Here is an 11995-nt window from a genome sequence, read left to right on the forward strand (position 1 = left end):
CACACTACATGACACCTACCAGAGCCATTCTTTGACTAATTGATATTTTAGGTTTAAATGTAGCTTTGATAATATTACAGATATACTCTGAAGAATTAATGGCTCTGGCTAGCGATTTAGCAATAGTTTCAGTACCAATTTTAATCAAAGACTTAGCTTTAAATCCATGCTTTTTAATTTTAATAGGTTTAATGCTTTCTAATATTTCACCTGTACGATAAGACCATATTAATGCAATGGATACAACAAACATAAGCCTTGAAAGTTTTTGCATATCAGTTAAGTGGGTATTCTCAAAATTAAAACCACGTTTTTTAATAGCTGAAAAAAATGACTCAATCTCCCATCTTATTTTATATTGATCGAGTGCATTTAGGTTAAACTCTCTAGTTACAACAATAACTAATTCACCTGTAGGCAGTCGCAGTCCTGAAACATATAAATCGCAGCCTACTATACACTTTGTATTATGAAGTGTTCTTGCTTGTGAAGCTTTAAGAGTTAGAAATAATTTTGAAATCTTTTTATTAGAAGCTAGATAATTACCTTTGGCTCGAATAACAAATTTAACTTGTTTGCTAGACAAATAAGCTATCCAATTTCCATCAATAAATTCACGATCACATAAAAGTGTTTTAATTCTAGTTGCAGGAATAAATTCAAGTAGTTGATCAAATAGTCTCTGCCTATCAATGGCTTTTGAGTTACCTCTCTTTCGCTGAGGAAGCAGTGACCAAATCACAGGAATTGCAACACCTTTATAAGCAATAGCAATCATTAGAAAATTAATATGTACCTTGCCAAACTTCCAGTTAGTTCTATCCATGCATAATATGACTTGATCAGATAAATTGAAAATGGTGTCGACTAGTTTCCAGAGGCTAAGAAAAGATATTTCAAACCTTGTGATAAAACGTTGAAGACGCCTATAACATGACGTAGTTGATGCTTTTGATGGAAAACATTTAGCAATTTGTGAAAGATTAACATCATTTATTATCTGTAGGGCAATAATAAAGTAAGTTAGGCATTCAGTATTCCAAAAAGATAAGTTAAAATAGTGCTTCAGTGACTGTTGTAATTCATTGATGTGTTTCATCATATCGCTCTTTTTTGTTTTTTGGCGATTATAAGAATGAACGATAACAATGAAAAATCAATGGGTTACACCGTTACTGTCGTGTAGTGTGAAAATAATTACAAAATAACACATGTATTCTGTTTTTTCTGAGTTTGAGAGGTATCAGCTGAACTGGCTATTTCGTGAAACACTTTAGAAGGCTCTACTTGATATTTTTGTTGCTTCATTTCTTGGTATTCATTGTATTTTATATGAAGCGTATCAATTGTGCTTTCTAGCTTACTTAATGGTTGTGATTTAAGGCTAAAAGAATTTATTTGATGTTTGCTTGAATTAAAAGGTACTAAGCAATCTTTTTGAGCATCCCAAAGTTTCATTTTTTCTTGTATTTCACTTTGAGGGTATAGATAGCCATTTTGTGGATCAAAAATATAATCTGTTTTATTATGATTGAACTTAAGAACAACATGTTCTTGGTTTTTTTCAGTATCGCTGATTGAAATAATATCAGTTTTTATGCCTTGAGATTTAAGCCTATAATGCATATCAAGGGCAATTCCCGCACAGTTATCAGCATGGTTTATTCGAATACCAGTTAACCAACATGCGGTTTTCATTAAATCAGTGCCATTACCAAATTTACTATCTAAAAATCTGATGATCTTCCCAGTTTTACGTACCTGTTGATGTTCAGTATCTCTATCACTTGCAAAGTATGAGTTAGGTTCAAGTGTTGAAGAAGATGGGATAAATTTAAGCGAAGCTTTTAAAGAGCTTGTTAATATTTTCTGAAGAGTTTTAGGCAAGCTATCAAAGCTTGGATTATCAATTGTAAGATTAGATAGTTGAGTTTCAAGTACTCTCGGCATAATAGCAACCCTCATTAACAATATGTTGAATTTAAAATTATCAATAAATAGGGCTAAGTAGTACTTAAAAAAAATAGAATAATTTAAGTCATGTTGTTTTGTGCTTTTCTTTAGGGAGTAAATTTTTTAGAATGATACTTAACAAAATTATATATATTATTAATGTGAGTTAAGGATGATAAAATATTTTCGTTTTATAAGGTATTATGCTTTAGTTCTAATATTATTGATGATTAATCCTCTTGTAACGTTTGCATCAACAAATCAATCAAGTATTCAAATCAAAGCTTGTGCTGAGCCTTGGCCACCATTTGATTATATTGAACATGGTAAAACTCAGGGTATTAATGTTCAGATGAACCAACAAATTTTTGAAAGTTTAAATATACCTTTAAAAATCATCATTATGCCATGGAAGCAATGCTGGAAATTAGTACAAAATGGTAAGATTGATGTTGCATTGATGGTATCTAAAAAACAGCAAAGACAGGTAGATGTTTATTATAGCTCACTGCCAACAGATAAGCTTGATTATGTATGGGTAACTAGTTCGAATGTAAACTATGATAAAATTTGCCAACAGTCGATTTGTCCAGATTTAGAAACTAATGGTTGGAAAGTAGGGCTTGTTGAAGGCAATAGCTATTCAAAAAAATTATTAGCATGCTTAAATCAGAAAAAAAATGCTAATGATATTATTTACCAACCGACACTATCCTCAGCTGTTAGAAAGCTATTAGCTGATCAAATACAACTAGTACCAACGGTTAAATCAATTGCTGAATACTTTAAAGAACAGCTTAAAATTCATCATTTACATGTGTGTGAAAATACACTGTTTAGTAAAGATTATTATACAGTTTTTTCAAAAATATCAGCTTTTAAATCAGAAAAATACCCATCCATTGAAGCAGTTAAAACAGCGTATGATCAAGTGTTAACTACCAAGGTAAAATAATGATGCCATCGTATAGTTTGTTAGAATTATATTTGGATAAAGTCATTTGGTATTTTATTTTTGATAAATAAGCCTTTGTGCATCAATAATTTGTTCAATATTATAAATGATTGATTGTAAAGAAAAAACCAATGTTGAGCTATGGCGATGCTCAGATGCAATGTTTAATGTTGCCATAAACTCTTTTAATTTATCTTGTGCATCATTAAGCTTTCTTAATGGCATAGTTTTTCTTTTAGTAAAGCTAATTTCTAATGATTGAAGTAATTGATTAATCACATTAAATAATGCTAAGAAGTTTTCATGATGCGAAAATTTCTCTCGCTTTTCAGGGTAGGCGCTAATATATTCATGTAAGACACAAATATAGCGATAAAGACGGCGAATTGTGCGGTTAATATTACGATATTGCTCAATATGAACTTTAGCTTTTTCATACTTTATTTCTTTTAATAGTGCAATCTGTTTTGTAAAATGTGCGAACATTTTAGCCAGTAAAGATTCGTATGATTTACCCTCAATTAAATAGCCGTGTAATTTTTTAATTTCTTTGATAGAGGCTGCAAATGATTTTTCAATTTGTTTTTCAGCACGAATTGGAAATAGAAAGCGATTAACCAATAAAGCGATGAAAATACCAATTAATACTTCTAGTGCACGATAAAAGGCAAAAGAAACACTAATATTTTGTCCAAACATTGTAATTGCAACGGTAACAGAGCCTAAAATACCTGCATAGGTATATTTGGGGATTGAATTAGCAATGAATACGCCAATAAAGATTAAACATAGACTAAAGACGAGTATGATAAATGAGTGATCACTAAAAAAATAAATAATCACCATCGCAACTGTCGCTGTAAATGCAGTTGCTAAAAAACGCATTAATGCTTTGTCGATGGCGCCACCTAAATTTGGTTGGCCCGACATGATGACAAGTATTGTCACAACAATCCAGCTATACATTTGAGTGACATCTAAATAGTTACCTAAGTAATGTCCAACAATATAGCCAATGAAGCTTGCAATTGCTGCTTTAATTGCATTGATTGCCGCATAACGAGGATTAATCAATAACATAAAAATGATCTATTTAGTTGTATTTATTAATGCATATGTAGGCCACCATTAATGGAAATATCTGCTCCTGTAATAAATGCAGCTTTATCTTCAGCAAGAAAAGCAACTAAATCGGCGATTTCTTCTGGTTTTCCTAGGCGTCCGACAGGGACTTGTGAAATGATTTGACTGAGTACTTTTTCAGGCATTGCTTGTAGCATTTCAGTTGCAATATAACCGGGTGATACGGTATTAACAGTGACACCTTTTGCTGCAACTTCTTGAGCTAGTGCTTTAGTAAAGCCATGAATGCCTGCTTTTGTCGCAGCATAGTTTGTTTGACCAAATTGCCCTTTTTGTGCATTAACAGAAGATAGATTTACAATTCGACCATAATTATTTTCAATCATATGATTGATTACATGGCGTGTAACATTAAACATGCTACCTAAATTCGTTTGTAGTACTTCAGACCAGTCTTGTGCTGTCATTTTTTTAAAGGTTGTATCTCGAGTAATGCCAGCATTATTAACCAAAATATCAATATGGCCATATTTGGCAATAATACTATTTAATGCTGCAGTCATTTCATTATAATCTGCAACGTTGCCTTTCATCGTATCAACTGTTGTATGACCTTGGGATTTTTTTTCGTTTAACCATTTATCTGCATTTGCTTGGTTAGTATAGCCAGCGATAACAGTAGCGCCGCGTTTTAATAGCTCATCACAAATTGCTTTGCCAATTCCTCGTGTGCCACCAGTTACAACTGCAACTTTGCCTTTCATTGTTTCCATTGTCTAGTCCTTAAGCTCTCAAGTGATTATTATTTGTTAAATTGACTTAAAAAATTAGTGTCTTTCAACTGCCATGGCAGTTCCCATTCCGCCACCAATACAAAGTGTTGCTAAGCCTTTTTTAGCATCACGTTTTTGCATTTCATGCAGTAGTGTTACTAGAATTCGAGCGCCAGAGGCACCGATTGGATGACCTAGTGCAATAGCACCGCCATTAACATTAACTTTATCTGCATCCCATTTCATTTCCTGATTAACAGAGATTGCTTGAGCAGCAAATGCTTCATTTGCTTCAATTAAATCTAAATCACTTGCATGCCAGTTAGCCTTTTCTAGACATTTGGTGCTGGCGGGAATTGGACCTGTTCCCATCAATGTTGGGCAAACGCCAGCATCAGCATAAGATTTAATATAAGCCATAGGTTCTAAGTTTAATAATTTGGCTTTAGACTCAGTCATTAAAAGAACAGCTGCAGCACCGTCATTAATACCTGAAGCATTGCCAGCTGTAACAGAGCCTTCTTTATTAAATGCCGGTCTAAGCTTATTTAATGCTTCTTTAGTTGTACCAAACCTTGGGAATTCATCTTGCCTAAATACGATTGCTTCTTTTTTACGTTGTGGTATCTCAACTGGAATAATTTCTTCATTAAAGCGCCCACTTTCGATGGCTTGTTGTGCCTTTTGTTGTGACTTTAGAGCAAAATCATCTTGTTGATCTCTGGATATATCATATGCATTAGCAATATTCTCAGCTGTATTTCCCATGTGATATTGGTTGAATGCTTCCCATAGGCCATCATGCACCATGGTATCTACCATAGACCAATTACCCATTTTTTGTCCTTTGCGACTATTATTTACTGCATGGGGTGCACTGGACATATTTTCTTGCCCTCCAGCAATAATAATCTCTGCATCACCTAGGCGAATAGCTTGAGCAGCCATTTGAATTGCACTTAGACCAGAGCCGCAGACGTGATTCACTGTCATTGCGCAAGTCTCTTTAGGTAATCCAGCTTTAATCGCTGCTTGACGGGCTGGATTTTGGCCACAAGCAGCAGTTAAGACTTGCCCCATAATGACTCGATCAACCATTTCTGGTTTAACTTGAGTTTGGTTGATTATATGCTTAATGACGTTAGCGCCTAATTGATGGGCAGGGATATTTGATAAAGCGCCGTTAAAATTACCAATTGGTGTGCGATAGGCTGCAACAATGACAACGTTTTCCATCGGTTTAATCCTTAAATTTAAACAATTATTGATCATTTGATTGCTAATATTTTGGCAATAGTTTAGCAGAATCTTGTTAGAACAGAAATGAAGTTTGTTTTGTTTTGTAATTACAGTATAATTTTTTGCTAAGTTAGAATAACAAATGAGTAATATACATATTCTATGAATATAGAAGCGATTAAAGATGCAGTTAAGCAATTACCCTTACCGTTTATTGCATTGCCGTTAGGGCACATTTTAAGTAAATGCAATATTTTCGAACATAAGGACGTCATTACAATTCAATTGAGTTTGGGTTTTTATATCCAAGGGGTTAAAAAAGCAAACTTAATTACGCAATGGACAGAGATACTCAATAAGCAATTTTTACAAGAAAGTAAATTATTTGAGCTTAAATTTGAGATAATAAGTAATATTGCATCGCACAAAAATCAACTGGTTAAAGCATCTCACCAAAAAATAAAAAATATTATTTTAATTGCATCAGGCAAAGGTGGGGTAGGTAAGTCGACGATCACAGCTAATTTAGCGTTAGCATTAAAGGCTCAAGGTGCGCAAGTAGGTGTATTAGATGCAGATATTTATGGTCCAAGCCAGCCACAAATAATGGGCAACTATGACGCACCAGAAATGGTGGCAGAGCGTCAATTTACACCATTGACTTCTCATGGTATCTCTATGATTTCTATCGGTAATTTAGTTAATATAGATGCTGCAATGATATGGCGTGGACCTATGGTTAGTCAAGCATTAAGACAATTGTTAAATGATACTAAATGGCCTCAGTTGGATTATTTATTAGTTGATTTACCACCTGGAACTGGGGATATCCAGCTAACAATTGCAAAAGATGTCCCTGTTTCTGGTGGGCTTGTGATTACAACACCGCAAGACTTATCTTTATTAGATGCACGTAGAGCAATTGCCATGTTCCAAAAAGTGGGTATTTCAGTATTAGGTGTTATAGAGAATATGAGTACATTTATTTGCCCTAATTGTGGTCATGAACAGGCAATATTTGGCCATGATGGAGGGCAACGTCTATCTCTAAATACGGAAGTGCCACTACTAGGTAAAATCCCATTAACAATAGATATTAGAAATGATGCAGATAGGGGCTGTCCAACAGTTATTGCTAGTCCAGAAAGCGATATTAGTCAGTGTTATTATAATATTGCACTAGCTAGCTCAGCTTATTTATCATTAAGACCTAAAAATCATAATCAGAATATGCCTAAGGTCAAAGTCGAACTTTCAAAGGAGTAATTATTTATGACAATTAAATCAGATCATTGGATTCGTAGAATGGCAAATGAATGTAATATGATTGAACCATTTGAACCTCAACAAGTACGCTATGATGGCTCTCAAAGAATCATATCTCATGGGACTTCTAGCTATGGCTATGATGTTCGCTGTTCCAATGAATTTAAAATTTTTACTAATATTAATTCAGCGGTTGTTGACCCTAAAGATTTTACTAATGATGGCTTTGTAGATTTTACAGGTGATGTTTGTATTATACCGCCTAATTCTTTTGCATTAGCTAGAACCGTAGAGTATTTCCGTATCCCAAGAGATGTATTAACCATTTGTTTAGGTAAGTCTACTTATGCCCGTTGTGGTATTATTGTTAATGTAACACCATTAGAACCTGAGTGGGAAGGACATGTAACGTTAGAATTCTCTAACACGACACCATTACCTGCAAAAATCTATGCAAATGAAGGTGTTGCACAAATGCTATTTATACAGTCAGATGAAATCTGTGATATTTCATATAAAGATAGAGATGGAAAATACCAAGGACAGTTAGGTGTGACGCTACCTAAGACCTAGTAAATGGAAAATTTTTAGAATAATAATATAATTTTTTGAATATTTTTTGCTCAAAAAGTTTTGCAATTCCGAAAAATGTTCTATGCTTATTATTAGTACTTCGATGAACAGGGGTTGCGCATATGAATAAAATTAACTCAATAAAAATAATAGCACTTAGTGTTTCTTTTGCACTCATCAGTGGTTGTTCTATGAAACCAGAAACAATTAAAGATGATGAGCAGCTATCAAATAGTTATTATAATTTAGATGATGCACTGAAGGGGCAAGCTGAAATTAACCATACAGTTACCTTAGCAGAAGCGATATCGCGTGCATTGAAATATAATTTAGATCGACGTGTACAGCAATCTCAAGTAATGCTTGAGATGGGTAATTATAAACTTGCATTAATGGAAATGTTACCTTCTGCAAATTCATCGTTAAGTTATAGCTATCGAAATAATAATGAAATTCAACAGTTAGTTGATAATAACGGTCAGCCGATTAACAATGAGCAAAGCTTTAACCCTAGAGAAATTGTCAATGCATCGGTTGGTATTCAATGGAATTTACTTGATTTAGGTCTAAGTTATACAAGAGCGCAACAACAAGCTAATCGAGTATTAATTGCTGAAGAACAGCGACGTAAAATTACACAGCAGCTTATTCAGGAAACAACAGCTGCATACTGGAAAGCATGGACTGCTCAAAAAATGTATGAGGATGTTATTGCATTTAAAGATAAAGTCTCAGAAGCTTTAGTTCGTTCTAAAAAAGCAACTGAAAAACGTGCAAGCCCTTCTTTAATAGAACTTGGTTATCAGCAGGTATTAATTAAGTCATTAAGACGAATGACACAATTACAGTTACAGTTATCTGATGCTAAAGAAAATTTAGCACGGTTAATGAATGTAAGACCTGGTAAAGATTTTAAATTAGCTGAACCAGATAAGTCTGTAGATAGTTTGCCTGATATTACAACATCTTTAGTTCAAATGGATATTGTAGCATTGGTTGATCGTCCTGAGTTACGTGAAGCATCTTATCAGATTAAAATTGCTGAAAAAGGTATTCGTGAAGCAGTTTTAAGTATGTTACCAGGCGTTGAATACTCATTTGGTTATAATTATACCAATGATCAGTTTATGCGTTATAACACTTGGTCTGGCGGTAATATCACTGCGACATGGGATTTAATCAATGCAGTAATAAACGGTCCTTATGCAATTAATTTAGCTCATAGTAATTATGAGTTTGAAAAATTAAAACAAGCAGCGGTGACAATGGCTGTTTTATCTCAAGTTAGGATTGCATTAAAAGCTTACTTATTACAGAAAGAAGATTATGGATATGCACATCAAGAGTATGATGTAACCAGTCAGTTATTTGACTATGCAATAAAACTTGAAAAAGCCAACCAAGGTAATGAACAAACAACTATCCGTCGTGGTGTTGAAGCTATGGTTGCAGAATTTGATCAGCAAGTTGCTTTTGCAAGGGCACATGAAGCATTAGCAAGAGTCTATCAAGCAGTTGGGGTGGATATGATGCCTTCACGAGTAGGGCATATACCAATGGAAGAACTACAGAAGATGGTTCAGCAAATGCTCGACGATCAAAGTAATGGTAAGTTTAATGAAGTTGTTGATCAACGCTACGCTGAATTAATGCCAGATGCAACAGCAGGTGGTCAAAGTTCAACGCAAAAGATGGATGAAATGACATTAGATGAACAGGATGATATTGCAGCTGAATTAGATTTTCTTGAGACATTGAATTATTCAGAAGAACCTGAAAATGCAAATCAGGCAAATTCACCATTATTAAACTCTAAATCAGAAGAAACATCTTCATCTAGTAAAACAAATCCAGATGCAGATGTGAAGGCACAATAAGGTATTAATAAACTAAAGATGTGCTTGATTGATTTGTAATGACTTTTAAGGGTCTTAGTATGCTATTACAGAATTTAGTCATTCCTGGGTTAATGATGTTTTCTTCATTAGGATATGCCATTGATTCAGGTGAAATAGGCTTATCAACAACAGTCTCTGATACAAATACACATCAGTTAGTATCGACAACTTCTTTGGCTTCAACGACCACGCCTATTTCTAATAGTAACTCTACTCTACAGCCGGAAAGACGTGGGGGTTCTCTTAAAAAAGGTCAAGTATATGCAATTATCATTCCAGTGCATGAAGCTGATATATCCAGCGGTGTTAATGCCACAATTAGCCATATTTATTACAGTCCAGGTGAGAGTTTTCATAAAGGTGATAAATTATTAACGTTTGATTGTCGTAATGTTGAAATTGATATTAAAAAAGCAAAAGCAGAACTTCAAGCAGCTGCAACCGCTTATAAAAGTAATCAGGAACTAGATCAGCTAAAAGCAATTAGTAATGTTGAGTTTGAAAAGTCAAAAACTGAGTACGAACAAGCGCAAGCTGGAGTTGAGTCGTTAGAATATAAACTTGGCAAATGTACGATTGTTGCACCTTATGATGGGGAACTTATTGCAAAGCATGCTAATGCCAATGAGAATGTAAAAATAGATGATCCTTTATTAAGTATTATCAGTATTGAAGATTTTGAAGTACAAATGTTTGTGCCATCGATTTGGCTTAATTGGCTTAAAAAAGGAGCTGAATTTTCATTAAAACTTCAAGAAGTAAATAAGCCATTAGAGGCGAAAGTGGTAAAAATTGCCGGTCGAGTAGATCCTGCAAGCCAATCAGTTGTTATCTATGGGCAACTAAAGCAAATACCAGATGATATATTAGCTGGTATGAGTGGTGTTGCTACGTTTAATCATAAATAATGGATTTGAAATATTATGTCTGAAGCTTTAGCGACATTAATTTCTTTAGAGCATAATGCAAGGCAAACTCAGACAATTGATGAGCTTGCCTTTTTTATTGTTCATAATGCAAGAGAAATGTTTGCTTATGATAAGGCTGTTGTTTGGCGTAGTCGCGGAACATTTAGAATAACACCAAAAGCGATTTCAAGGATTAGCCAAGTTGATAAATATAGTCCATTTGCACAATGGGTTTCTGCAATTATTAAGCATGCTATTAAGAAAAATAAGAATAATAAAGATGCAATCTGGAAAATATCTATTAGTGATGTGCCAGAAGTATTACAAGAAGGTTGGCCTGAACATGTATCAAGCCATCTACTTATTTGCCCATTTAAAACAGATTATGGCGAAGTTAATGGAGGTTGTGTCTTTTCGGTAGCAAAACTACCTCAAGAAGAAGAGGAAAAGCGTATTGAGTGGTTAGTAAGGGCCCTTAATTATTATTGGCAAGCATTATGTCAAAAGTCTAAATTCAGTGGTCATTGGTTTAGATGGAAAAAGCGTTATACTTGGGGAAGTGTGATTGCAATTATTCTGTTAATGTTTTTCCCTGTATCACAAAGTACAATTGCACCAGCAACCGTTGTTGCAAAAGAGCCTTTAGTTATAACTTCACCAATGGATGGCGTGATTGAGTCATTTGATATTAAACCAAATCAGGATGTTCTAAAAAGTAAGCCATTATTTAGGATTGATGATCGAGACCTTAAAAATGCCAATGAATTAGCTGAAAAAGAGCTTTTAACAACAAAAGCAAAGTATTTAAAAGCGGTACAAACAGGGTTTCAGGATATTAAAAATAGAGCAGAGATTAATATTCTAAAAGCTGAGATGGCAGAAAAGCAATTAGAGGTTGAATATACAGAAAAATTATTAAATGAGTCGATAATTAAAGCGCCAGAGAATGGAATTGCAATTATTGATGATTTAAACGATTGGATTGGTAAGCCAGTTATTACCGGAGAAAAAGTAATGGAGGTAGCAAAAAAAGGAGAAGTTGAGTTAGAGGTATGGCTACCAGTTTCTGATGCAATTGGATTTAGGGCAAACGATGAAGTTGTATTATTTTTAAATTCAAAACCCCTTCATGCAATTGATGCACAAATACGTTATGTTAGTTTTAATGCTAAAATGACACCACAGCAGGTTTTAGCCTATCGTGTTGTTGCAGATTTTACAACCGATGAAACATTACCAGAGATTGGAAGTCAAGGCAGTGCTAAGCTAGTTGGTGGTAAAGTTACCTTATTTTTCTATCTTTTTAGAAGGCCGATTACTGTATTAAGACAAAGTATAGGGTGGTAA

At 34.2% G+C, this 11995-nt stretch carries 11 protein-coding genes; 6 read left to right on the forward strand and 5 right to left on the reverse strand.

Going from position 1 to position 11995, the window contains the following annotated elements; genetic code table 11:
• Positions 1-4 precede the first annotated feature (4 nt).
• A complete protein-coding gene (locus KFE69_02895) occupies positions 5-1102 on the reverse strand; it encodes an IS4 family transposase (GenBank protein UTW43108.1) in 1098 nt (365 codons plus the stop codon).
• 95 nt (positions 1103-1197) lie between these two features.
• On the reverse strand, positions 1198-1950 hold the full coding sequence (locus KFE69_02900) for a hypothetical protein (protein ID UTW43109.1): 753 nt from the start codon (positions 1948-1950) through the stop codon (positions 1198-1200).
• Positions 1951-2179: 229 nt separating this feature from the next.
• On the opposite strand from KFE69_02900, the gene KFE69_02905 reads away from it, so the two are divergent.
• On the forward strand, positions 2180-2908 hold the full coding sequence (locus KFE69_02905; protein UTW43110.1) for a transporter substrate-binding domain-containing protein: 729 nt from the start codon (positions 2180-2182) through the stop codon (positions 2906-2908).
• A 54-nt stretch (positions 2909-2962) separates the two neighbouring features.
• On the opposite strand, the gene KFE69_02910 is transcribed toward KFE69_02905, so the two are convergent.
• The 3 genes from KFE69_02910 to KFE69_02920 all read right to left on the reverse strand — a co-directional run bounded on the left by KFE69_02910 (position 2963) and on the right by KFE69_02920 (position 6000).
• Complete coding sequence (locus KFE69_02910; protein UTW43111.1) at positions 2963-3988, reverse strand: FUSC family protein; 1026 nt, start codon at positions 3986-3988, stop codon at positions 2963-2965.
• 26 nt (positions 3989-4014) lie between these two features.
• Complete coding sequence (phbB, locus tag KFE69_02915; GenBank protein ID UTW43955.1) at positions 4015-4755, reverse strand: acetoacetyl-CoA reductase; 741 nt, start codon at positions 4753-4755, stop codon at positions 4015-4017.
• Positions 4756-4818: 63 nt separating this feature from the next.
• Entirely contained in the window at positions 4819-6000 is a 1182-nt protein-coding gene (locus KFE69_02920) for an acetyl-CoA C-acetyltransferase (protein ID UTW43112.1), read from the reverse strand.
• 165 nt (positions 6001-6165) lie between these two features.
• Between KFE69_02920 and apbC the strand changes: the two genes are divergently transcribed.
• The 5 genes from apbC (at position 6166) to KFE69_02945 (ending at position 11995) form a co-directional block, all read left to right on the forward strand.
• A complete protein-coding gene (apbC, locus tag KFE69_02925) occupies positions 6166-7269 on the forward strand; it encodes an iron-sulfur cluster carrier protein ApbC (GenBank protein UTW43113.1) in 1104 nt (367 codons plus the stop codon).
• 6 nt (positions 7270-7275) lie between these two features.
• Positions 7276-7842: a dCTP deaminase gene (locus KFE69_02930; GenBank protein UTW43114.1), complete on the forward strand. Its 567-nt coding sequence runs from the start codon at positions 7276-7278 to the stop codon at positions 7840-7842.
• A 122-nt stretch (positions 7843-7964) separates the two neighbouring features.
• On the forward strand, positions 7965-9719 hold the full coding sequence (locus KFE69_02935; GenBank protein UTW43115.1) for a TolC family protein: 1755 nt from the start codon (positions 7965-7967) through the stop codon (positions 9717-9719).
• A gap of 59 nt (positions 9720-9778) precedes the next feature.
• Positions 9779-10648 (forward strand): efflux RND transporter periplasmic adaptor subunit, encoded by an 870-nt coding sequence (locus tag KFE69_02940; protein UTW43116.1) that lies wholly within the window; start codon positions 9779-9781, stop codon positions 10646-10648.
• Positions 10649-10663: 15 nt separating this feature from the next.
• The gene (locus KFE69_02945) at positions 10664-11995 is read left to right on the forward strand and encodes an HlyD family efflux transporter periplasmic adaptor subunit (GenBank protein ID UTW43117.1); all 1332 of its coding nucleotides are present in this window, start codon (positions 10664-10666) and stop codon (positions 11993-11995) included.

The organism is bacterium SCSIO 12844 (genome assembly GCA_024397935.1).
Classification (GTDB): Bacteria; Pseudomonadota; Gammaproteobacteria; order Francisellales; family Francisellaceae; genus M0027.